We start from the raw sequence: 23,987 nt of genomic DNA, 5'->3' as shown, positions 1-23,987 counted from the left end.
TGAATATAAATCTCAATCTTAACACTCGACCTCGGCAAGCAAACCGGCTGGGCAATTCTTACAGATGGAGTAATTGAAAGTGGAAGCAAAAGTTTTCATGGTAGCCGTTTTAGCGGAGGTGGAATGTGCTTTTTAAACTTTCGTAATTGGCTCAATTCTTTGAAAGACATTTCTGCAGTGTATTTTGAGGAAGTAAGAAGACATTTAGGAACTGATGCAGCCCATTGCTACGGTGGTTTTCTTGCAGTGCTGTCTGCTTGGTGTGAAGAACATCACGTACCATACCAAGGTGTTAATGTTAAAACTATAAAACGCTTCATAGCAGGTAAAGGCAATGCAAGTAAAAGTGAAGTTATTGAAGCGATACGTGAAAAAAGTTTTTCACCTCAAGATGATAATCAAGCAGATGCTTTAGCTTTGATGTTCTATGTTATGGATTTTAGTAAAGATATTAACATATTAAAAATACCGTAAAAGTGGGTCCTTTCGGCCATACTGGCTGGTTTGGTGGGTTCAATCCCAGACCTTCTTTAGCGTCAGAGATATTTTGAATATTAACTTTTTAATTATTAAGATATGAATTTAGCAATCCACTATTATCCTACTCAAAATCTGGTCGAATATGAGCGTAATCCGCGTAAAAATGACGATGTAGTCAACAGAATGTGTGCTTCAATCAGGGAATTCGGCTTTCGTATACCAATAGTTGCAAAAAGCGATGGAACTGTGGTTGATGGTCATTTAAGACTGAAAGCAGCAAGAAAACTTGGTATAGAAAGTATTCCTGTGGTTTTAAGTGATAATTTAAATGAACCACAAACTAAAGCTTTTCGATTACTGGCAAATCAATCAGCTAATTGGGCAAAGTGGGATGATGAGCTTTTGAAAGTAGAAATTCAAGAGTTAGAAGATTTACAGTTTGATCTTAAAATGACTGGATTTGAATTAGAAAAAGTTCAACATTTCCTTGATGATTTAGATAGTGAAAAAGAAGATTTTTCTGACTTGGTTGGTGATGACAAAAAGGTAGAAATAACAAAACCAGGTGATCTATGGATTTTAGGTGATCATCGAATCTATTGTGGTGATAGCTCTGTAGTTGAATCATATAAAGCGCTGTTAGATGATAAAATGGCAGACATTACTGTTTGTGATCCTCCATATAACGTTGATTATGGTAGCAGTCAAGAAAGAGAGGATAAAAAGATACTAAACGATAATCAAGGTGAAAAGTATGAGCTTTTTCTCTATGATATTTGTACTCATATTTTAGCATATACTAAAGGTGCAATTTACATCTGTGCATCATCATCAGAGTTTTCAACGTTGCAAAAAGCATTTGAGGAAGCGGGAGGAAAATGGTCAAATTTTATCATTTGGGCGAAGAATCACTTTACGCTAGGAAGATCAGATTATCAAAGACAATACGAAGCAATGCTTTATGGATGGAAAAGCGGCAATAAACGTGAGTGGCATGGCGGTAGAAATCAAAGTGATCTATGGTTTTATGATAAGCCAACGCACAATACACTACATCCAACAATGAAGCCAGTAGAGCTAATGGAGAGAGCAATAGTAAACAGCAGCAGATCAGGAGACATAGTACTTGATCCATTTAGCGGCTCTGGAAGTACACTGATTGCATGTGAGAGAACAGGAAGAATCTGTAGAACAATAGAGCTAGATTCAAAATTTGTAGATGTAACCATAAAACGTTGGCAAATATACACAGGTAGGGAGGCAATTCTTTCTGGTACTGGCAAAACTTTTGCACAAATCCAAGAAGAAAAACAGCAATAAAGGGGCAAAAAAAAGTGGAAAAGATCACACAAACGGAATGGGCAAGAGAGATAGGAGTGTCAAAGCAATATGTCTGTTATTTAGTAAAAAAAGGAATAGTTGAGCTGGAGGATGGTTTGATCAATAGAGAACAGGCAAATGAAGCGGTAGCAGCAATAAGAGATCCAAGTCAGCCACTTAGGAGGAAAAATCCAGAAAACGAAAATACAAGTAACCTTTCCACGATGTTGCTAAAAACTAGAATAAAAAATGAAATGGAACGAGGTAAACTGCTTGAGGCGAAAGCTAAGGCTGAGATAGGAGAACTTGTAGCAGTAGAGGAAGTAAAGCGCGATGCATTTAACGTAGCAAGAGTTGTCCGTAATAATTTGCTTAATATTCCAAATAGAGTTTCAGCACTACTTGCATCACTGAGTGACACTGAAAAGATTCATATGGCGCTAACTGAAGAGATTACAAACTCATTACAAGAATTATCTAATATTAAGTTTTAAATAATGTCTGCTAACTTAAGTTTAGAATTAATAAAGTGTCTCATTAATCAGCAAGGAGTGGATGTAAATGTTAGAGGATTAAATGGAAAGACACCGCTACATTATGCAGTAGAAATTAACGAGCTTAGTATGGTTGCGCTCTTACTAAATAGGAAAAATATTAATCCACTGATCACTGATGATGATGGTAAAAGTGCGCTCTCTTGTGCAAGAGAAGAGATATTACAAGCACTAATCAATCACAAATATGGATTGGAGAAAGATAGCTTACTTCATTTAGCTGCGATGTTGAATGAAGCAAATGCTGTAAGGTTTTTACTCAACAAAGGAGTTAATGTTAATGAGCAGAATGCTTTACTACATACACCGTTACATTTAGCGGCAGGAGCTGGGCATGAAGGGATAGTAGAAATTTTAATTAGAGAAGGAAATGCGGATAAAGATGTTCTTGACGTGAGAAATCATGCAGCAATGCATTATGCAGTAAACAACAAGAAGCTAGAAGTAGTAAAATTACTTTCAAATCTTGGTGCGAGTGTCAATATAGCTGGTAGCGGCAGAAATGCAATGAAATTATCTCCTTTGCACGTAGCTATAAGTAGCAGTAATTACGACGAAAGAGACTTATGTTTAGATATTGTAAGATGCTTAATAAATGTTCCTAATGCTGGAGTTAATTTACAAGACTATGAAAATAAAACACCACTACATTACGCTGAAAGACTTAAAACATTAGAAGTATTACTAACCCGAGAGGATATAGATCCTTTGATTAAAGATGATAATGGCAAGACACCATTTTGTTATGCGAAAGAAGAGAACAAATCTGAAATAGTAAAAGCTTTAATAAGTAATAGGTATGGAGTAGAGAAGAACAATTTACTTCACTTAGCAGCAAAAAAAGGATATGGGGAGATTCTAGGGGCGATTTTAAAAGAAGGAGTTGAAGTAGATGTTTTAAACGATCAAGGAGAATCAGCGATATATCTTGCAGCAATAAATAGACATTTTAATATAGTAAAATTACTGCTAAAGAAAAGAGCAGATGCTACAGATGTTTTTCAGTACGCAATAACAACAAATAACGTAAGACTGATAAAGTTATTAAGCAAAGAAAAAGATATAGTTTTATTTGGAAAAAATGACAACTTTCCAACGTTTCATTTATTGAGCAATAAATATTTTGAAGAAAGGAAAATAGCAGACAAAAAAATAAAGAAATATATCAATATCATCTGTGTTTCTATAACAGTATGTGCAATAGCGATAGTGGGAATTTACCCTAACATTATAGCTGCAGTAATGGTGGGAATAGTTGCACTCATAGCTGCAATAGTAATGAGTAATTTAATTCAGAAGTATATAGAAGAAGCGCTTGAAAAGAAAATGTTTATTGAACTTGAAAGTGAGAAAACAAGTAGTCCTAATTTAAGTGATGTTGAAGTATCATCTAATGATGGTGAAGAGCTAGCAATATGATATACGCCACATCTTTTTCTGAAGGTTTAAAACCAGATCCAGAGCTTAAAGTATCAGAGTGGGCGAATGAGTATCGAGTTTTAGCAGCAACTGCAGCATCAGAACCAGGTAAATGGAGAACGGAAAGAACTCCTTATTTAAAAGAAATCATGGATTCACTTTCTCCGTCCTCACCAGCAGAAAAAGTAGTATTCATGAAAGGAGCGCAGATTGGGGGAACAGAAGCAGGAAATAATTGGATTGGCTATATCATCGATCAAACGCCAGGGCCAATGCTAGTTGTGCAGCCAACAGTTGAAATGGGAAAGCGTTGGTCAAAGGGAAGATTTGCGCCGTTAATAGAGAGTACGCCATGTTTAAAGAGTAAAGTAAAAGACCCAAGATCAAGAGATTCAGGGAATACTGTGCAAAGTAAGGAATTTCCAGGTGGAATAGTAGTAATAACCGGAGCAAATAGCAGTGTAGGACTTAGATCTATGCCAGTAAAGTATCTCTTTCTTGATGAGATTGATGCATATCCAGGAGATTCAGGAGGAGAAGGAGATCCAGTACTGCTTAGTATTGCTCGAACTAATACATTTGCACGGAGAAAGATTTTTTTAGTATCAACACCAACGATTCATGGAATAAGCAGAATTGAGAAAGAATTTGAAGCAACAGATAAGAGATATTTTTTTGTACCATGTCCATATTGTAATTACTATCAAGTTCTGAAATGGTCACAAATTAAATGGGAAGATAATGACTCAAGAACAGCACATTATGTCTGCACTGAATGTAGTGGCAAAATAGAAAATCATCAAAAGACAGAGATGCTAGATCGTGGAGAATGGAGACCTACTAATAGAGTAAAAGGTGAGAAAAAAGGATTTCATCTTTCAAGTCTTTATAGTCCAGTTGGGTGGTATAGTTGGCAACAAGCAGTAGAAGATTTTCTCCATGCAAAAGAAAGTGAACAATTACTGAAAGTTTGGATAAATACCACGCTTGGAGAAACTTGGGTAGATAAAGGAGAAGTACCAGATTGGAAGCAATTATTTAACAGGAGAGAATTTTTTCATATTGGCACAGTACCAAAAGGCGAAGTAGTTCTCACAGCAGGAGTAGATGTCCAAAAAGATCGGTTAGAAGTAGAAGTTGTAGCCTGGGGAAAAAGCCGTGAAAGTTGGTCAATAGACTACCGAGTATTTGAAGGAGATACTGGAAGTGGAGAAGTATGGGGAAAACTTTCGGAGCTTCTGAGTCATCATTTTATCGGTGAAAATGGGCTCGAGTATATGATAAGTATGATGGCAGTTGATGCAGGGTATGCAACGCAGGAAGTTTACAACTGGGTGAGAAGTCATCAAGGGTCTGGAAGAGTAATGGCAGTGAAAGGTGTAAATAAAGCTCTAGTGCCACTGAGCAGCCCAAGTAGAGTAGATATAACAGTTGGCGGGCAAAAGCTGAAAAGAGGAATAAAGCTTTGGCCAGTGGGAGTATCGATATTAAAGTCAGAGCTTTTTCAATTACTTAATATTTTAAAAGATGGTGAAGAAACACCGCCAGGATATTGTCATTTTCCGGAGTATGCACCTGAATATTTTAAGCAGCTAACGGCAGAGCAATTAGTCAGCAAAGTGGTAAAAGGATACACCAAACAAGAATGGCAAAAGGTAAGAGAAAGAAATGAAGTACTGGATTGCCGAATTTATGCGAGAGCAGCATCTATTGCGCTTGGAATTGATCGTTGGCCAGAGAGTAAATGGAATAGTTTGAGTGGAAAAATGGAAAGCAAAAAGCCTAAAAAAGTAAGACAGAGTAAGTGGCTTGGTAATCAAAATGTACAGTGAAGGATATTTAACTCAAGTTGAGAAAGCAATTCAAAAACTGCAAAGCGGAGAAAGAGTTGTCTCAATTGCATATGGTGACCATGTGGTGAGATATGCTGAAGTTCAGATAAATGATTTGCTCAGCCTCAGACAACGCATCAAAGGTGAACTAAAGATTACTGGAATGAAGCCTAAACGAAAGATTATTTTTGCAACAAATAAAGGAGTTATATGAGGGAAAATTTTCTGAGAAAAGTTGTAAAAGAGGAATATTCTGAATTTTTAGAGCAATTAAAAATTTTTATAAAACTATGGGAGAATAGAGAGAGTTCAGTAAATGGAATAATAGATTTGTCACATTGGCAAGAAAATGTGGATTTTGAGTTAGCTAAAGAGAGTGGTATAATTGGAGTAATTCATAAGGCAACACAAGGACTAAAATATGTGGATTCAAAGTATGCGAAGAGAAGAAAGAAAGCTGAAGAAGAAGGATTACTCTGGGGAGCATATCATTTTGGCACAGAAGGAAACGGCAAAAATCAAGCTGATCATTTTCTAAAAACGGTAGGCGAAAGCAAAAATACCATACTTGCGCTGGATATTGAATAAAACAAAAGTGGCAAAAATATTACAGTTAAGCAAGCTGAGGAATTTGTAAAGAGAGTTGAAGAAGTAACAGGAAGATTACCCCTAATTTATGGCAGTAGCTATTTTCTTAAGGATTTTGCCACGCCAACTTTGACAAAATGTCCATTATGGATAGCAAGCTGGAGAAAAGAGCTCACATTACCAAAAGGCTGGAATGATTGGATTTTATGGCAATATACTGACGGTAAAACAAGTCCAGAGCCACATGAAGTAGAAGGAATCGGAAAATGTGACAGAAATAAATTTAACGGAACTTTGAAAGAATTAAGAGAATTTTGGTTAGTATGATGCTGAGAAATTTCAAACAACTATTTAGTAAGCCAAAAATCAAAAGTTCAGCCTGGGATGCGTCAGGCTCAGGAAGAAGGGTAATATATTGGCAAGGAGAAGCGGGAAGCATAAATAATTTACTTTCTCAGAGCCTTGGGCACTTACGTAGCCGCTCTCGGGATATGGTAAGAAAAAATCCTTACGCTGCAAATATAATTGATACGATAGTAAGTAACTCTATTGGAACAGGAATAAAACCGCAATCAAAAGCAAGAGATGGAGAATTTCGAAAGAAGGTGCAAGAATTATGGCTAAAATGGACAGATGAAGCAGATAGTAACGGAGTAAGTGATTTTTATGGATTACAAGCTCTAGTATGCAGAAGTATGATAGAGGGAGGAGAATGTTTTGTACGTTTAAGAACGAGAAAGCTGGAAGATGGATTTTCTGTGCCATTACAACTGCAAGTACTAGAATCAGAGCATTTGGACAATAAGAGCAATAAAACACTAGCCAATGGTAATGTAATAAGAAACGGCATTGAGTTTAACAGGCTTGGGCAAAGAGAGGCATATTACTTATTTAGAGAACATCCAGGAGAAGGCTCATTTGGAGAATCAGTGAGAGTGCCAGCAAATGATGTTTTACATATTTATAGACCATTAAGACCTGGGCAAATCAGAGGGGAGCCTTGGCTTTCTAATATACTGCTGAAACTTTATGAGCTTGATCAATACGATGATGCAGAGCTGGTGAGAAAGAATAACTGCAGCAATGTTTGCTGGATTTATTACGAGACTCGATCCAGAAGCAAATATCATGGGAGAAGGTGAAAGTAATGAGCAAGGAGTAGCACTATCAGGTTTAGAGCCAGGAACAATGCAGCTTTTAGACCCAGGAGAGGACATAAAATTTTCAGAGCCATCTGATGTAGGAGGAAGTTATGAAGCATTCATGAGACAGCAACTGAGGGCAATAGCGATTGGTACAGGGATAACATATGAACAGCTAACAGGAGATTTAACAGGTGTTAATTACTCATCAATCAGAGCAGGATTAATAGAGTTTCGTCGTCGATGCGCTATGCTGCAACATAACATTATGGTATTTCAGTTTTGCAGACCAGTATGGAGTAGATGGCTAGAATTAGCAGTGCTTTGTGGAGAACTGAGTATAGATGAAAAAGTAGTAAAAGCAGCGAAAGAAGAAGTAAAATGGATACCACAGGGATTTGATTGGGTGGATCCGCTAAAAGATCAGCAAGCACAGCAGATGGCGGTAAGAAATGGCTTCAAAAGTCGATCAGAAGTAGTATCAGAAATGGGTTACGATGTAGAAGAAATTGATCAAGAAATAGCAGAAGATCAAAAGCGAGCTAATTCTTTTGGACTTTGTTTCGATTGTGACGTTAATGTGCCATAAAATACAATAAGGGGAGGAAAGTGATGTGGATAAATAAACCAATAATGGTAGAGAGAAGAAGTTTTGAACTACTATCATTATATAACAGCAAACAACCTATCTTTAAGAACTTAAAGCATTTTCATATAAACCCAAAAGGAATAGCAATAATACGTATTTATGGAGTTTTGACAAAAAAAACAGAAGCTTTTGATCATATTTTAGATATGACTTCGTATGAAAATATTCATGAAGAGATAGAGAGTGCTTTAGAAGATAAAAGCGTAGAGACGATTCTACTTGACATAGACAGTCCAGGAGGAGAAGTAAACGGTGTCTTTGACCTAGCTGATTTTATTTATGAATCAAGAGTAAAAAAGAGAATTATTGCAATAGCAAATGATGATGCATATTCTGCTGCGTACGCTATAGCCTCTAGCGCTGAAAAGGTATTTGTGAGTAGAACTTCAGGAGTAGGAAGTGTTGGAGTAATAGCAAGTCATATAGATCAAAGTGGATTTGACAAAAAACAGGGAATAAAATACACCACAATTTTTGCTGGTAGTCGGAAGAATGATTTAAATCCGCATGAGCCAATGACGTCTGAAAGTTTAGAAAGCTTACAAAAAGAAATAGACCGACTATATGAAATGTTTGTGCAGCTAATAGCAAGGAACAGAGGTCTTTCAATTGAAAAGATTCGATCAACAGAAGCAGGTCTATATTTTGGCGAGAAAGCAGTAGAAATAGGTCTTGCAGATGGAGTTACAACATTTTTTGAATTTATCAACAATCATAGGAGTGTTAGTATGACAACTAATGAGTTAACTGAGGAAGGCTACGAGAACTGTCGTAGAGAAATTTTAGAGATAATAAGATTATGTAATGTATCAAAGATGCCAGAAAAGATAGGAGAATTTATTGAACAGGGCGTAAGTATTGAGCAAGCCAGGGAAGTTTTAATGGAGTTACTTGCAGAGCAAACGAAGAAGACAGAAATACTAAGTGCAATACCACAGAATTCAGGAGAAGAGTTGATGATGCAGGTAGCGAAAAGTCGTGCGCAATCAAACATTTAAAGTATTTGTATAACCGCCGCGTACAACAACTACAAACATGGCGGTAAACTAAAGGAAAAAAAGGAGAAAAGAAAATATGACATGTATAACTGAACAAAATAATCTGGGTGACTTATTAAAGTATGAGGCATCAAGTCTATATTCAAGAGACCAAATAACTGTAGCGAAAGGTCAAAATATTAAACTTGGTACAGTAGTTGCCAAGAAGACAGATGATGGTTTTATTAGAGTGCTGAACCCCACTGGAACAGACGGCACACAAACAGCAGTAGGAGTAATTACAACCGATATACATAGCAAAGATTCTGATATTAAAGGAGTAATTATTACTCGCAGTGCAATGCTAGCAGATCATGCAGTTGTATGGCCAACAAATATTACTGAAGAGCAGAAAGCTGCAGCAATAAAGCAACTTGAAGCACGAGGGATCATCATTCGCAAGGGAGTTTAACTAAAATTAATAGGAAAAAAGGGAGAGAAAAAATGCAAAATCCATTTACAAATACAGCATTTAGCATGACGGCACTAACAAATGCGATGAATATATTGCCGATAAATTATGGACGAGTTGAAAATTTAAATTTATTTCCAAGTAGGTCAGTAAGATTTAGACATATTACCATAGAAGAGCGAAACGGAGTATTAAGTTTACTACCAACGCAAGTTCCAGGAGCACCAGCAACAGTAGGAAAAAGAGGAAAAAGAAAGGTAAGAACGTTTACGATTCCACATATTCCACATGATGATGTAGTGTTACCAGAGGAAGTACAGGGAATAAGGGCATTTGGATCAGAAAGTGAACTGAAAACGCTGGCAGATGTAATAACTGACCATTTGCAGCTAATGAGAAATAAACATGCAATAACGTTGGAGCATTTGCGTATGGGAGCGCTGAAAGGAATAATTTTAGATGCTGATGGGTCAGAATTATTAAATCTGTACAACGAATTTGAAATCACGCCAAAAGTAGTAAATTTTGCACTAGGAACAGCAACAACAGATGTAAAGCGTAAGTGTATGGAAGTACTCCGGCATATAGAAGATAATCTAAGTGGTGAATATATGACCGGAGTTCATACCTTGGTAAGCCCTGAGTTTTTTGATACACTAACTTCTCATGCTAAAGTAAAAGAAGCATATGAGAGATGGCAAGAAGGAGCAGCACTTCGAAATGATATGAGATCAGGATTTACGTTCTGTGGCATAACGTTTGAGGAATATAGAGGACAAGCAACTGACCCTGAAGGGACGGTAAGAAGATTTATTGAGAAAGATACAGGGCACTGTTTTCCACTAGGAACAGCAAGCACATTTACAACATATTTTGCACCAGCAGATTTTAATGAAACAGTAAATACTCTTGGACAGCCACTATATGCAAAACAAGAGCCAAGGAGGTTTGATAGAGGGACCGATTTACATACACAGTCAAATCCTTTGCCAATGTGCCATAGACCTGGAGTGTTAGTCAAAGTTGCTGCAACATAACAATACCGGTAGAATGAATGTAGTGAGGTATTCTACCAGTATGTTCCTTCTTAGCATACTTATAAACCTTAATACATAAAATGGAGAAATGCAAAAAAATATTAAGAGACTACTAAAAGATTGTTTTGCCCATTTAGGAAAAGTGGCTTTGTATGAATCAAATGATAAGTCATATGTGGTACAAGTACTAAAACAACAGCCAGATAAATTATACGAGATTGGTGAAGGACAATTTGTGGGAGAGATGCTTTTTCTTGAGGTAAACGTTTTTGATGTACTGAAGCCAATGGTGGGAGATATTTTTGTTATTGATGGTCGTAAATATAAAGTGTATTCTCCACCGCTGCGAGATAATTCAGGAATAGTATGGAATATAAAATGTACAGTACTTGGAGAGAAGGATGTTTAACATTGAGGTTAATGAAAATATTGAGAGGATTATTCACAACATTGATGCTAACAAAGCCAAAATAGAATTGGCAGCGGTAAGAGCACTAAACAAAACGGCACTATGGTTAAAAGCGCAAGCAGCTAGGGAAATCAGTGAGGAAAAGAAGATAAAATTAAGTTTGATAAGAAAGAGATTAAGAATTTTTAAGGCGAAAACTAGCAGATTAGAAGTGTTAATTAGAGCAAATCTCTATGACATTAGAGCATCGACAATTGGCAAGATACAAAAAACAAGAAGAGGATCGAAAGTAGGAAAGCATGAGTTTATAGGAGGATTTGCAGCAGTTATGCCAAAAGGAAATAGCGGTATGTTTAAACGTGAAGGAAGGGCAGCATTGCCAATAAAGGAAGTTAAGTTGCCACTAGAACCTGATGCTTCAAGGATAATAGGGAATCTTGTTAATTATGAAGTTGAAGAAGTCTTTACAAAGTTTTTTGAACGTGAATTGAGCTATAAAGGATGAATTTGAAAGATTTACATGATAAAATTTGTACCACGCTGAAGAGAGAAATACCAGCAATTCAAACTTGTGAAATTTATCCATCGATAAGAAAAGAATTAGTAGCGCCAGCGTTATTTGTAGAGCTTGTGAGTTTAGAATCGGGAAAAGATCCTGGAACAGAGGAATTAGCCCTAAAAGCAAGATTTGAAGCGAGAATTGTAGTTGATGGAACAGTCGAGGATTCCTCGTTAGTTGTAAGGTCATTAGCAGCAGAAGTAGCAAGAGTAGTAAATAAAAATACTTGGAATGTGGAAAATGTTTCACCTGCTGAATTTATCTCTGCGGAAGTTGACGGATTTAGGCCAGAGCTAGATGCTTATCTTGTGTGGCTAGTTGAATGGGTTCATGAGGTACACTCGGGTAAATCAGTATGGTCAACTGGCATAATGCCACATGTTATTGAGATAGGTGAAGTGCATGTTAGACCATAGTTTTGCAATTTCAGAGCTGAATAGGAAGCTAGCAAACGTTATTCGTATAGGAATTGTAAAAGAAATAGATTATGAAAAAGTAAAAGTAAGAGTTAAAATAGGAGAAATTTTAACAGATTGGGTGCCATGGATAACGAGCAAAGCAGGAAAAGATAGAGATTGGTGTCCGCCAGATATTGATGAGCAAGTAGTTATACTTTCCCCGCTGGGAGAATTATCTTTAGGAGTAGTACTTCTTGGAATATATCAACAAAAGTACTCTGCACTAGAAAATAAAAAAGAGGTGAGTAGCTTAACATTTCAAGATGGAACAAAGTTGTCATACGATAAAGATAAACATCATTTAGAGATTGAAGTAGTAGACAAAATAACACTGAAGGCTGGAGAATCGAGTATAGAAATGACAAAAAGTGGAATAAAACTGAAAGGAAGTAGAATAGACCTAAATTAAAAAATACATGGGAAAAGCAGTAGTTTGTATAGGAGATTATTGTAGTGGGATACCAGCTCATGTTTGTATGAGTGGAAGCAGCAATGTTTTTGAAAAGGGAAGATCTGTGTGTCGAAAAGGTGATATTGTAACTCTGGGAGAGACGATAGTACAAGGTTCAAACAGAGTACTTGTGAATGGTATTGGTGTAGCGAGAACAGGAGATTTAGTATCGTGTGGTTTTTATGTGATGGGTAATAGCAAAAATGTATTTGTAGGGTAAAAAAGATGCGTGGTATGAGTGCTACTAGTGGAAAGGAATTGGAAGGTTTAGACCATCTTAAACAATCGATAATTGATATATTAACCACTCCAGTAAACAGTAGAATAATGAGGAGAAGTTATGGTTCAAGGCTACTTGAATTAGTTGATAAACCGATAAATAGAGATTTAACACTTGAGATATATGCAGCAACAGCAGAAGCTTTGGAAAAATGGGAAAAAAGGTTTAAATTAGAAAAAGTAAAAGTTGAAGGAGTAAAAGAAGGGAGAGTAACATTGAATTTAGAAGGTGTCTATCTTTCAGAAGGTAAGTTCATAAATATTAATGGAGTAGTTGTTTAAAAATGCAGCAGCTTGAACCACTGAACTTTGAAGAGATTTTTTCTCGGATGAAGGAAGAGTTAGTAAAGCGAGATGCAAGTTTTACAGGATTGGTGGAAAGTGATCCAGCAATGAAGGTATTAGAAGTAGCAGCATGGCGAGAACTTTTGCTTAGAGAAAGAATAAATGAAGCAGTAAAGAGTAACTTACTTAAATTTGCGACAGGAGAAGATCTTGATAATTTGGCTGAGTTTTATGGAGTGGAAAGACAAAAAGAAGAAGAGGACGAACGATTTAGAAAAAGAATTAAAGCAAAGATAGTAGGCTCAAGCACGTGTGGAAGCAAGGAGTATTATAGGTATCATGCACTGTCGGCAGATAGTAGAGTAAAAGATGCATTAGTAGAATCAACTATACCAGGGAAAGTACAAATTTCAATCTTATCAACACAAACTGGCATAGCGTTAGAAGAGCTACTAGAAATTGTAAAAAAGCAGGTTACTAGAGATGATATAAGGGTTTTAACAGATACAGTAACAGTAATTGGTTGCAATATTACGGAAATAGATATTCACAGCAGAATGAGCATAAGTCCTGTAATATCGAAGGAGGAAATCAAGAAACAGTTCATTAAGAAGTTTGAAGCAAATAGAAGGCTGGGATGGAACGTTACAAGATCATGGATAATAGCGAATTTGTTTGTGGAAGGAGTGGAAAACGTAGAATTAATCGAGCCAAAAGAGGATATTGTGATACTAGGGAACGAGTGTGCAAATTTGCGAAAATTAAAGATTGAGTAATGCTATTACCACCAAATGCAACAAAACAGGAAAAAGCGCTAGTAGATGCAACAGATTATAAGGTTGATCCAAGCTGTATTAGAGGATTTAAATTTAGATTGGAAGAAGAAACATTGTCGTGGATAATAGAAGAATATGGTTTAGAAGAGATATTACGCTGGGTAAAAGATAAAAGAAAAGCCATAGTAGAAGGAGTAAAATTTCAAAGACTGCGAGGAACACCTGAATCACTTAAAATAGCACTAAAATGGGCAAATATAGAAGATATTACAATTATCGAAGAACCACCTGGAAAACATTTTTTTGAGCTGCAAATAGGAATAAAAGATGTTCCAAATGACTTTTTTGTAGATGCAGTAGTAGAACTGGCAAAACTATCATTACCTGCAAGATCCAGATTGATGAGAATTTTTAACGATTATTATAATGCGCAGAGATTTATATTGGATGAGAGTTTATTTGGAGATCTTCTTTCTGACTATTCAGGGGTAAAAATAGAAAAAGATGGATCGGTGTTATCGTTTGGAAGAGTAAATTTCTTCAGGTTTAGTGTTACGTCAATTAAGGTTATAGAGAGTTATCTACGCAACCATTATGAACAAACATTTAGTAATGACATATATCGATTAGATGTAGCAGTACTTGGAGAAACAGAAACTCATACAAAAGATTACAAAGGCATCTATGAAAGGAGTCATCAGTGGTACAATTTAAAAGCACTATATCCATTACCACAGAGTTTATTACCAGAAATTAAGTTTGCTAAGGCACAAATAGTATTATCGGACAGTTGGAGGTTAGGAGAAATAAATGCGTGCTTTCCAGTTAGTAGCGTAGAAGAAAGAGGAAATAAATTTGTATTGGGAAGCGATAAACTTTCAGGGCAATATTGGAATTTAAAACACAAGCCAATTTTAGAAAGATTTAGCGTTACTCACAACTATAAAGTAGAAAATTATACAGATCAGAAGGTCAGAAAATATGTTTTAGCAGAACACAACGTTTACTATAAAAATGATTTGGATTCAGAGCAAAAAGACTCAATACACGAATTAGAAAAGCACATTTTAGTATTTTACCTGGGAGTACTGAAATGGCACGAACATCGACATTTGCACAGAAGTTGGAAAAATAGTCAAGTAATATGTCTAATAAGTTAAGTACTTATATTTAGATACTCATATATTATATTAATAATAGGTAAAAGTGTATGAAATAAAAAGAAAAGGACTTGCTTTCTTATGCTAAAAAGGACATGACTTGAATAGCAGCAGGTAAATATAAGAAATTTGTCTGGCGCTAGAAAAGCTAATTTTGTGAGGTAAGTATGAAGTTTAGCAAAGAATCTTTTAGTAAGTTTTTTAAAGAAGTATCAAGTAACGGGTTTAAAAACATTAATAAAAGAAATGAAGAAGGAGAGACGATCTTGCATCAAGCAGTAGAAATCTCCGATTACAAAACAGTGAGATTATTAATAAAAAAAGGGGCAGAGGTTAATGCAAGAGATAAAAATGGTTATACGCCACTACACTGTGCAGTATTTGCGAAAAGCTTAGAAAATGTAAAAGTGCTGCTAAGGTCGGGAGCAGAAGTAAATGCCACTCAATATGTCAGTGGATGTACGCCACTCCACTCTGCATGCAAAATAGGAGGAGTTGAAATAATAAAAGAGCTAGTAAAAGCAGGAGCTGAGGTTAATCAACTGAATAAATATGGTGCAACACCAATGTATTACATTTGGGAAAGTGAAAAGTATCGTCTGTGTGATAGCAAAGAGAGTGAAAGGGCAAGTAAATTTCTGAGAGAAAAAGGAGGAATAACAAAAAGTAGAGAACTGACGTGCTATGGAATAGAGAGGATAGTGGGAGAAATAGCAGACATGTTGAATGGGAGCTATATGCCGGAGCTAAAAATAATAGAGATAGAAGAAATAAGGAAGAGAGACAAGTCGCTAATAAAGAAAGAATGTAAAAATTTAGCAAGCAAGATAATGGGCCAAGTGAACGAAATGATAGATGAGATAGAAAATGTAGTGAGAGGGAAGGCTTAAAAAAGGGATTTAAATTTTTTAAAGAAAAGATGGGGTGGATTATGTTAAAGCTTGGCAAGAAAGAGAAGTCAGCAAAAGAATTATTAGAGAACTCATATAAAAATATTTATGTAAGAGACGAAAAAGGAAGAACAGTTTTGCATTATGTGATAAACGCAAAAACAGTGAAGTTATTAGTCGAAAAAGGAGCGAATGTGAATGCAGCAGATGCAAGAGGATATACAGCACTGCATCTAGCGGTAACCGAGAAACGCCTAGAAACCGTGAGAGAATTAATAAAATCAGGAGGGAATGTAAATGCGGAAGAATATGGAAGTAAATGCACACCGCTGCACCTTGCATGTATGGTAGGTGAAAAAGAAATAGTGGAGGAGCTAGTAAAAGCAGGGGCTGAAATAGAGCAAGCAGATAAATTTGGAATGACAGGGATGGATTATGCGAAAAACAGCAAAGAGATAACTGAAATATTGAAGAAAGAAACAGAAAGAATTGAAAAGTTATTTATGAAAGGCTAAAAATATGGAAGAAGAAATAGAAAAGAAAGTAATGAATTTAGAGAGAAAACCTTTGGGTGAGCTGAGAAAAACGTGGAAGAAGGTATTTGGGGAAGAGGCGCCTAGATACTCAAAGAAATATCTGATACCAAGATTAGCTTATAGAATGCAGGAGGAAGCGTATGGAGAAATGTCAAGAAAAGGATTAAAAAGACTAGAGTATCTGGCAGATCGGCTAGAGAAGGGAAAAAGAATAAGTAGTGACAAACTTCCAGTAGAAGGGACAGAATTAATACTAGAGAGAGGGGAAGAAACGCATGCGGTAATGGTAACAGACAAGGGTTTAATCTACAAAGAAGAGTTTTATACATCATTGTCAGCAGTGGCAGGAAAAATAATGGGAATGAGTTACAACGGCCCTTTATTATTTGGAATGCGTGAAAAAAATGGAAGTTGAAAATGCTAAAAGAAGTAAGATGTGCAATATATACGAGAAAGTCAAATGAGGATGGACTAGAACAAAAGTTTAACAGTCTTGATGCGCAACGAGTAGCATGTGAAAAGTATATAAAGAGCAAAGAAGGCTGGGTAGCATTGGCAAAAAAGTACGATGATGGAGGATATTCAGGAAAAAATTTAGAAAGACCAGCGATAAAGGAATTATTTGAAGATGTCAGAGGAGGAGAGATAGACTGTGTAGTAGTATATACACTAGATAGGTTATCAAGAGAAACAAAAGACAGCATAGAAGTAACGTCATTTTTTAGAAGGCACCGAGTAAATTTTGTAGCAGTAACACAGATATTTGACAATAATACGCCAATGGGAAAGTTTGTACAAACGGTATTGTCAGGAGCAGCACAGCTAGAAAGAGAAATGATCGTAGAAAGGGTAAAAAATAAAATAGCAACATCAAAGGAGCAGGGATTGTGGATGGGGGGAACTTTGCCGCTTGGATATGATGTAAAAGATAAAGAATTAATAATAAATGAAAAAGAAGCAAGGACAGTGAAGCATATATTTGAAAGATATTTGGAGCTAAAATCAATGGCAGAATTGGCAAGGGAGTTAAATAGAGAAGGTTATAGAACAAAATCAGATATCTTTAAAAAAGCAACGGTGAGAAGAATAATAACAAATCCGATATATATGGGAAAGATAAGACATTATGAGAAAGAGTATGAGGGAAAGCATGAAGCAATAATAAAAGAGGAAAAATGGCAAAAAGCGCAGGAATTGATAAAGAATCAACCATATAGAAAGGCGAAATACGAGGAAGCATTGCTAAAGGGAATAATTAAGTGCAAGAGCTGTAATGCAAATATGACGCTGACGTACGCAAAAAAAGAGAATAAAAGGTATAGATATTACGTATGCAATAATCATTTAAGGGGAAAAAGTTGTGAATCAGAAAACCGAAATGTAATAGCAGGAGAAGTAGAAAAAGAAGTAATGAAGAGAGCTGAGCGCCTGTATGAAAATTGGGAAGAAAAAGTGGAAGAGTGGAAAAATTTAAGCTTTGGAAAACAGAAAGAAGCAGTGAAAAAGTTAATAAAAGCAGTATTGGTGAGAGAGGATGGAATAGAGGTGTATTCTGAATCGGAGGAAAAATTTATATCAATAAAGAAGAAAGGAAATAAATGCACAGTAGTAGAGCCAGAGGGGAAAACAAACAATGCATTACTGAAAGCAGTGGTAAGAGCCCATCTGTGGAAACGGCAACTAGAAGAGAGAAAATACGAAAGTGTGAAAGAGCTGAGTGCCAAAATTAATATAGGTACAAGACGTATACAGCAAATTTTGAGATTGAACTATTTAGCACCAAAGATTAAAGAAGACATAGTAAATGGGAGGCAGCCAAGGAGTTTGAAGTTAGCTAACTTGAGGGAAATACCGATGCTGTGGAGTGAGCAATTGGAGAAATTCTACGGTCTTGATTTATAAAAGCAACAGAAAAGGGCCATGCCAAAAGATGTTGAGATTGATATAGAAAAGTAAATCAATGTTACAGAATCAATTATATGAAAATATCAATATAAACAATGAAGATTCTAGCATACTGGATGCAACAGTGGTAGAAAATGATCCAAAATCTATAAATTATAGAAGTTTATATTTAAATAATAATCTTTAACTTTTTTGGCAAATTAATCTACCTAGAAACTTCTCTCCTAGGATCAGAAGTCCTTCTTAACTCTTCACGTTCTGTCCATTTGTTGTTAGACTCGCTTATTACTTCAGGACGAATTAATCCACCAGATCTAGCAAAAACACCTCGGTCTATGGCTTCAATAACTGATAAACCTCCCAATAAGCAATTTTGCCCTATTTTTTCATAATTTTCTATTCCTTCATTGCAATCTTCTATTTCATCGAGTAGAAGTAGGCCTTCTTCACTCACCTCTACTTTTATCCAATTTTCATTTTTCTCATCAGGATATAACCTAACTTCTAATTCTCCTAAACTAGTATAGAAAGTTAATACTATACTGCTACCTTCTGTAAGATCTGTGTAATTCCTTATGCCATCTTCAATTTTAATTTCTACTTCACTTTTACCGATTTTTACTATATTTCTTCCACACTTTACATCTCCATCGGTTAGACCTAAATCCCTTACCCCATCTGTTATCTTTATAATGTCTATTTTACTATCTTTAGAATATTCTAAGTAAAAAACGGAGTTGTCTACTCTTGCATCTTTTAGCTCGCTATTGGTTGCACTTTTTGCGATTTCAATAAATTTATGAGAATTGCTAATATAATCTCTATAAGCTTTTTTTAGGTTAGTTTTATGCTCTTTAAATTCTGATGTCAGTGTGTTAGCATCAACTGTATTACCAAACACTGCCCCTTTTGATACTAATTGACATATTATACTACTAGCAACTTTAGGATTTTTTTCCAACTCACTGATTTTTTTCATCACATAATCGGTAAAAGTGTACTCATTACCTGAAAAGAAATCTTGTGAAAGAGAATAGTTTAATCGTACACCAGACTTTATAGCATCGTTTACAATCTTTTCAAGTTCAACCATGTTTTGAGCATAAAATACCTTATCAAAAAAAGACTTATGCAGCTCTTCCTTCTGCTGTAAAGTTAATTTAACAAGTAGAGTGCTGATCTGTTCTTTCTTTTTGCTAGGATAATCAATATTTACACGATAATCTAATGCTCCCATCTTTAGCAAGATCTTTTTTGCTTCTTTCATACCATCTTCATTGTCCCAACAACCATCAAGATGTGAAAACAATTCTGATTCACCTCTTGCGTTACGAATGTTCAGTACCACTTTTAAATCTAAGTCTCCTTCATGCTTACTTAAAAACTTCTTTAAATTTTTAGTGTAGTCTAAATCAAATCTATCTAAGTTATACAATTCTCTCATCAACTCTTTCTGTTTATCAGTTAAAAAGAACACTTCAATGTCGTAGCGATGATTATTAACTGCTATTTGTTGCGGAGTTCTTCCTTTTCTATCTACTATACTAGGGTTAGCACCTTTAGAGAGAAGAGAGTCTATGCTATATCCATACCCTATAGCAACAGCAAGGTGTAATGGTGTCTTTCCTGCATTATTCTTTATATTAGGATCTGAACCTGCATCTAAAAGTAGATCTATAGCACGATTTCCTAGGGGACAGACCTCATCAATCTTTGCTCCTGCAATCGCATGTAGTACTGTTGACTCAGATGTTCCTCTTTTGAGATTAAGAATTACTTTTAAATCTTTATTATTTTTATTATCATGTAAAAACTTCTTAAGAGATTCAGTATTATCAAATGAGCTATAGTAAGAAGTTAAACATTCTAGGGTTTTGAATAACTCTTCATTTAATTTCTTTTGATTTGGAGTGAGATCATACTCAAGAGCAGACCAAATACAAACCTGTTCTCTTAGTGCAAGTTTGCTATCTATTAAAGATGATGGTTCATTATAGTTTCTAACTGATGGTAAATCTCCTGAGTACCACATATCATTCATCAGTTCATTTAATAAATGCTCTTTAGATGATAAATGTTCTATAATGGATTCATATTCAAAATCAGATGGTTCTGGTTTGGATTTTGGTTTTAGTAGATTGATGATAGATTTTACTATCCCGTTAGATTCACCCATACTTACCCCTTAAGCTAAGATACATAATATATTGTATGCAATATGTAACATTAAATCAACAACCATAATCTTTTTACTACTTATGTTGTTAAGCTTTTGTTAAGTTTTTATGGTGAGTAACAATGGAGTATGTAGATAGGTTAAAAGTTGCTTATGACTCCAAATTTGAGCTAATTTTACTATAAATTAACATGGTTAAGACCTATATTTGATATCACTACTATAAGAGCATGATGGATTATGCTTTAAAGGAGTGCAAAAACTGCTGAAGCTTATACAGTAACCTGCGGAGCCACTTCAGCAGAATAAACAAACACATGCCAGTATTAGTAGAGAATTATTTATAAGTCAACTAACTTTTTCAAAAATATTTTAGCAAGAACATCAGTGTTGTGAAAAAAAGTTCAAAACCTTCCAGCCTTGGTAACTATTTACACAATACATACTTTTAGCTCTTAGCTATCTAAGGAATTCACTGGAGATTGATTACTATAAATGTAATTAAAGCTTTCCATGAAATATGGAAGATAGCATGTACGGATAAAAGTGACGGGGAGATAGATAATACTATTAATAGAATTCGTGATTCATACAATGAAAAGGAAGTTAACACTTCAAGAAATAAGGATAAGAAAGATAAGTCTTTGGAGAAATATAAATTTTATATGAACGCTCTGTATGTTGGAGTTACTCGTGCTGCTAGTAATGTCTACATTATAGATGATAAAAGTAATTTATTGAAAATAATAGAACCAGAGGAAGAAGATAATGTAAATATTGAGCAAGAAAAATCGAGTCCTGAGGAATGGAGAAAGAAGGCACTAGAGTTAATAGAGAAAGGAAACATAGAGCAAGCTGAACGTATAGCAACAAAATTGCAAAAGGAAGGAAAAAGAGAATATGCTGAAGAGGTTACGAATGCGTTGAAAGCTAATAGAGATCATGAAAAGGATCAGGCCTTAGATAAAAACAAGCGTGCAAATTCAGTGTTAGAGAGTGATATAAGTTCTAGGTCTTCACAAAGCTCAGAACATGAAGGAGATGATATTAGCAAACCTCAGAGTAAAGAAAGTAGACATAATAAAAACAAAAAGAAGAAAGCTAAAAAATTTCATCAAGTTCAAGAAGCGAAACCACAGCTTTCTTTAGATGAAAAAGATAGTACTAGTAAGAGTACAAAGACTCAGAATGGAAGGCATAAGCAGGATCTAAATGATAAAAAGGAATCAAAAAGATTAGAAAAGAATACAAAGGAATTATTTTTAGCTTTAAAAAATAAAAATTTGAAAAAGGTTAAAAGATTAATTGAACAAGGAGTTAATGTTTATGCTAGAGATGAAGTAAATTGTACTTCTTTACATTGGGCAGTAGAAAATGGTTATTATGAAGTAGTTAAATCTCTTCTGAGTAATGGAGCTGACGTTCATGCTGTAGCTGGTGTAAATCAGGAAAATTTGACTTCTTTACATACAGCAGCAGGAAATGGTTACGTAGATATAGTTAAACTTCTTCTGGATTATAGAGCTGATGTTAATGCTAAAGATGCTTCAGGTAAGATTCCATTACATAAAGCTGCTGAGAATGGTCATTTAGAGATAGTTAAATACCTAATCGAAGAAAAAAATGTTAATGTTAATGCTAACGATCGGAATGGGCTGACTCCTTTACATCTTGCAGCAGGAAAGGATTATAAGTATGTAGTTGAATTCTTTCTGAAGCATGGGGCAAATGTTGATTATAAAGCTACTGGAAACTATCAAGATTTTACTCCTTTGCATTTTGCAGCACACAGGGGTGCTAGGAATGTAGTTACACTTCTTCTGAATAACAAGGCTGACGTTTATGCTAAGACCGCTGGAAAGTACAAAGAATATACTGCTCTACATTTAGCAACAATATCTGGTTCTGTTGAAACAGTTAAACTTCTTCTGAATTATGGAGTTGATGTTAATGCTAAGTGGATACAAAATGCTACTCCTTTACATATAGCAGCAAAAAAAGGTCACGTTGATGTAGTTAAACTTCTTCTGGATTATAGAGCTGATGTTAATGCTAAGACTGATGAAGGTAACACTCCTTTGTCGTTAGCACTAGAAAATAGCTATTCCAAGATTATTGACCTTCTGCTTGCTGATCCAAATATTAATGTTGGTTGTATAGATCTCAAATCCGTTAAAAATGAAGGAGATAAAAGAAAATGTGTTATAAAAAGAGTTCAAGATGGTGAGCTGTTTAATAAGGTAAAAGAAGCGGCAAATGAAAAGGATACGCGTAAGCTAGATAAATTACTCAAAGAGATAAAAGAGTTACTAGAATCAAAGAAGAAACATGGTTTCAAACCAAGCTTAAACTACTCTCCAGATGGTAATGATGAAAATACGACTATTGAAATTGCCATTAACGCTGGTGGAAAGTTACTGCATCTTTTATATGATTATGCTGAGAAGAATATAGATAAAAACACTAAAATATTTAAAAAACTAAAACGTGCTAAAGAAAATTCTCAATCTAAGGGAGATCTTTGTGATGTTTCTGTTTTAAAACATTCTACTCCAGATCAAGGCTTTGTATTTAGTAATGGTTATGGAGTAATTTGAGGGTATGATAAAATATGAAGAAATTCCATCAAAGGAGAAGTATAGCTCTTTTCATAATAGTCCGAAAAGCTTATAGAAAAGCGGAATCAACAGCATGACGAAAAGATGTGAATAGAGGGATGTTTTTCCTAGCTCTGTTTTTTATAGCAAACCAATAATGCTCAATTTTGTTAAAATCGGGAGAATAAGGCGGTAGATATAAAATTTCTGCGCCAACTCCTTTAGCAAATCTTATTAGACTTATGAAAAGTAGCATTATCAAGGATAACAGTTTGTCCAGGTTTCAAAATCGGTGTCAGAAACTGCTCAAACCATTTATTAAAGATATCCATATTACAGTGGCCTTCAAATGTTAACGGAACAACTATTTTTCTGCCGTTTAAGGCTGCAATCATACTGATTCGTTGAATTTTTTTACCAGATTTTAGAGCATAAAACCTCTGTCCCTTCTGGCAATATCCATAACTCGGTGTTATCAATGCCAGATTCATCTATATAAACTAAGTTTTGAGGTTCTTTTGTTGCTATAATTTTCAAAAATTCAGCGCGTTTTTCTTCGTTTCTTTCTTTGTATCCATATGTCTTTTTTTGCGTGTGAGTCCAATTTTTTTAAGAGCTCGATGGATCGTTGGGATACTAACATTGCTCCAAAGCTTAGCCATTTCCGATACCACCATATTTTTTAGCAAATTCAGTAAATTTATTCCAGTCAGTAATTTTGTGATTATAACCTCCATTTCCAAGTTTTTTTGACTGAAAATCTCCTGTTTCTTTTCTTCTTTGCTGCCACTCCCATAACGTAGTTCTTCCAATTTTAAATCTTGCTGCCACCGTTTCCCTGCTTTCTCCTTCTTCTAGTGCTTCCATTGCTTTTTTTATAACTATATGCTGCTGGCATCCTTACCTTCACTACTATAAAACCTTATTTTACCTCGTTTGGACTATTATGAAAAGAGCTATAACTAAGAAGGTAGCCCACTAAATGCTTCTATGTGGAGGGATTGTTTAAGAAGCTAATGCCTAAAGTAATATTTGG

General features: G+C 35.3%; 24 protein-coding genes and 3 pseudogenes. 25 read left to right on the top strand and 2 right to left on the bottom strand.

Going from position 1 to position 23,987, the window contains the following annotated elements:
* Window positions 1-9: 9 nt before the first annotated feature.
* The 24 genes and pseudogenes from OOL01_RS05240 (at window position 10) to OOL01_RS05125 (ending at window position 18,365) form a co-directional block, all read left to right on the top strand.
* The gene (locus OOL01_RS05240; RefSeq protein WP_264687256.1) at window positions 10-474 is read left to right on the top strand and encodes a crossover junction endodeoxyribonuclease RuvC; all 465 of its coding nucleotides are present in this window, start codon (window positions 10-12) and stop codon (window positions 472-474) included.
* A 102-nt stretch (window positions 475-576) separates the two neighbouring features.
* Window positions 577-1,800: a DNA modification methylase gene (locus OOL01_RS05235; RefSeq protein ID WP_264686497.1), complete on the top strand. Its 1,224-nt coding sequence runs from the start codon at window positions 577-579 to the stop codon at window positions 1,798-1,800.
* A gap of 14 nt (window positions 1,801-1,814) precedes the next feature.
* Window positions 1,815-2,294 (top strand): hypothetical protein, encoded by a 480-nt coding sequence (locus OOL01_RS05230; protein ID WP_264686496.1) that lies wholly within the window; start codon window positions 1,815-1,817, stop codon window positions 2,292-2,294.
* Window positions 2,295-2,297: 3 nt separating this feature from the next.
* Window positions 2,298-3,773, top strand: coding sequence for an ankyrin repeat domain-containing protein (locus OOL01_RS05225; protein WP_264686495.1), 1,476 nt, complete (start codon window positions 2,298-2,300; stop codon window positions 3,771-3,773).
* On the top strand, window positions 3,770-5,605 hold the full coding sequence (locus OOL01_RS05220) for a phage terminase large subunit family protein (RefSeq protein ID WP_264686494.1): 1,836 nt from the start codon (window positions 3,770-3,772) through the stop codon (window positions 5,603-5,605). Before OOL01_RS05225 ends, OOL01_RS05220 begins: the two co-directional genes overlap by 4 nt.
* Entirely contained in the window at window positions 5,595-5,819 is a 225-nt protein-coding gene (locus tag OOL01_RS05215; protein WP_264686493.1) for a gpW family protein, read from the top strand. The genes OOL01_RS05220 and OOL01_RS05215 overlap by 11 nt, the downstream gene beginning before the upstream one ends.
* A pseudogene (locus OOL01_RS05210) lies at window positions 5,816-6,520 on the top strand (glycoside hydrolase family 25 protein). The gene OOL01_RS05215 and the pseudogene OOL01_RS05210 overlap by 4 nt, the downstream one beginning before the upstream one ends.
* A pseudogene (locus OOL01_RS05205) lies at window positions 6,517-7,924 on the top strand (phage portal protein). The pseudogenes OOL01_RS05210 and OOL01_RS05205 overlap by 4 nt, the downstream one beginning before the upstream one ends.
* Window positions 7,925-7,947: 23 nt before the next feature.
* Complete coding sequence (locus tag OOL01_RS05200) at window positions 7,948-8,982, top strand: S49 family peptidase (RefSeq protein WP_264686492.1); 1,035 nt, start codon at window positions 7,948-7,950, stop codon at window positions 8,980-8,982.
* Window positions 8,983-9,058: 76 nt separating this feature from the next.
* Window positions 9,059-9,433: a head decoration protein gene (locus OOL01_RS05195; protein WP_264686491.1), complete on the top strand. Its 375-nt coding sequence runs from the start codon at window positions 9,059-9,061 to the stop codon at window positions 9,431-9,433.
* Between the two features lie 32 nt (window positions 9,434-9,465).
* The gene (locus tag OOL01_RS05190; protein ID WP_264686490.1) at window positions 9,466-10,470 is read left to right on the top strand and encodes a major capsid protein; all 1,005 of its coding nucleotides are present in this window, start codon (window positions 9,466-9,468) and stop codon (window positions 10,468-10,470) included.
* An 88-nt stretch (window positions 10,471-10,558) separates the two neighbouring features.
* On the top strand, window positions 10,559-10,879 hold the full coding sequence (locus OOL01_RS05185) for a head-tail joining protein (RefSeq protein WP_264686489.1): 321 nt from the start codon (window positions 10,559-10,561) through the stop codon (window positions 10,877-10,879).
* The gene (locus OOL01_RS05180) at window positions 10,872-11,384 is read left to right on the top strand and encodes a phage tail protein (RefSeq protein ID WP_264686488.1); all 513 of its coding nucleotides are present in this window, start codon (window positions 10,872-10,874) and stop codon (window positions 11,382-11,384) included. Before OOL01_RS05185 ends, OOL01_RS05180 begins: the two co-directional genes overlap by 8 nt.
* Complete coding sequence (locus tag OOL01_RS05175; protein ID WP_264686487.1) at window positions 11,381-11,854, top strand: hypothetical protein; 474 nt, start codon at window positions 11,381-11,383, stop codon at window positions 11,852-11,854. The genes OOL01_RS05180 and OOL01_RS05175 overlap by 4 nt, the downstream gene beginning before the upstream one ends.
* Complete coding sequence (locus OOL01_RS05170; RefSeq protein WP_264686486.1) at window positions 11,841-12,305, top strand: phage baseplate assembly protein V; 465 nt, start codon at window positions 11,841-11,843, stop codon at window positions 12,303-12,305. The genes OOL01_RS05175 and OOL01_RS05170 overlap by 14 nt, the downstream gene beginning before the upstream one ends.
* A gap of 7 nt (window positions 12,306-12,312) precedes the next feature.
* Entirely contained in the window at window positions 12,313-12,567 is a 255-nt protein-coding gene (locus tag OOL01_RS05165) for a PAAR domain-containing protein (protein WP_253308982.1), read from the top strand.
* A gap of 5 nt (window positions 12,568-12,572) precedes the next feature.
* Complete coding sequence (locus OOL01_RS05160) at window positions 12,573-12,908, top strand: GPW/gp25 family protein (RefSeq protein WP_264686485.1); 336 nt, start codon at window positions 12,573-12,575, stop codon at window positions 12,906-12,908.
* Between the two features lie 2 nt (window positions 12,909-12,910).
* Window positions 12,911-13,687: a baseplate assembly protein gene (locus tag OOL01_RS05155; RefSeq protein ID WP_264686484.1), complete on the top strand. Its 777-nt coding sequence runs from the start codon at window positions 12,911-12,913 to the stop codon at window positions 13,685-13,687.
* Window positions 13,687-14,847 carry a phage tail protein gene (locus OOL01_RS05150; RefSeq protein WP_264686482.1) on the top strand — a complete coding sequence of 387 codons (1,161 nt, stop codon included), beginning with the start codon at window positions 13,687-13,689 and terminating at the stop codon, window positions 14,845-14,847. The genes OOL01_RS05155 and OOL01_RS05150 overlap by 1 nt, the downstream gene beginning before the upstream one ends.
* A gap of 167 nt (window positions 14,848-15,014) precedes the next feature.
* Window positions 15,015-15,737 carry an ankyrin repeat domain-containing protein gene (locus OOL01_RS05145; protein WP_264686481.1) on the top strand — a complete coding sequence of 241 codons (723 nt, stop codon included), beginning with the start codon at window positions 15,015-15,017 and terminating at the stop codon, window positions 15,735-15,737.
* 41 nt (window positions 15,738-15,778) lie between these two features.
* Window positions 15,779-16,252: an ankyrin repeat domain-containing protein gene (locus OOL01_RS05140; protein ID WP_264686480.1), complete on the top strand. Its 474-nt coding sequence runs from the start codon at window positions 15,779-15,781 to the stop codon at window positions 16,250-16,252.
* Between the two features lie 4 nt (window positions 16,253-16,256).
* Window positions 16,257-16,688 carry a DUF2924 domain-containing protein gene (locus OOL01_RS05135; RefSeq protein ID WP_264686479.1) on the top strand — a complete coding sequence of 144 codons (432 nt, stop codon included), beginning with the start codon at window positions 16,257-16,259 and terminating at the stop codon, window positions 16,686-16,688.
* A gap of 2 nt (window positions 16,689-16,690) precedes the next feature.
* Entirely contained in the window at window positions 16,691-18,175 is a 1,485-nt protein-coding gene (locus OOL01_RS05130; RefSeq protein WP_264686478.1) for a recombinase family protein, read from the top strand.
* A gap of 58 nt (window positions 18,176-18,233) precedes the next feature.
* Window positions 18,234-18,365 carry a hypothetical protein gene (locus OOL01_RS05125; RefSeq protein ID WP_264686477.1) on the top strand — a complete coding sequence of 44 codons (132 nt, stop codon included), beginning with the start codon at window positions 18,234-18,236 and terminating at the stop codon, window positions 18,363-18,365.
* 18 nt (window positions 18,366-18,383) lie between these two features.
* On the opposite strand, the gene OOL01_RS05120 is transcribed toward OOL01_RS05125, so the two are convergent.
* Entirely contained in the window at window positions 18,384-20,354 is a 1,971-nt protein-coding gene (locus tag OOL01_RS05120; protein ID WP_264686476.1) for an ankyrin repeat domain-containing protein, read from the bottom strand.
* 482 nt (window positions 20,355-20,836) lie between these two features.
* Here OOL01_RS05120 and OOL01_RS05115 point away from each other — a divergent pair, with 482 nt between their 5' ends.
* On the top strand, window positions 20,837-22,951 hold the full coding sequence (locus OOL01_RS05115) for an ankyrin repeat domain-containing protein (RefSeq protein WP_264686475.1): 2,115 nt from the start codon (window positions 20,837-20,839) through the stop codon (window positions 22,949-22,951).
* A gap of 70 nt (window positions 22,952-23,021) precedes the next feature.
* On the opposite strand, the pseudogene OOL01_RS05110 reads toward OOL01_RS05115, so the two are convergent.
* A pseudogene (locus OOL01_RS05110) lies at window positions 23,022-23,849 on the bottom strand (IS630 family transposase).
* Window positions 23,850-23,987 lie beyond the last annotated feature (138 nt).

Origin of the sequence: Wolbachia endosymbiont (group B) of Rhopobota naevana, assembly GCF_947250615.1 — a bacterium.
Lineage (GTDB): Bacteria > Pseudomonadota > Alphaproteobacteria > Rickettsiales > Anaplasmataceae > Wolbachia.
Note: the sequence above shows the minus strand (reverse complement) of the source record. Positions and strands in the feature narration are given on the sequence as shown.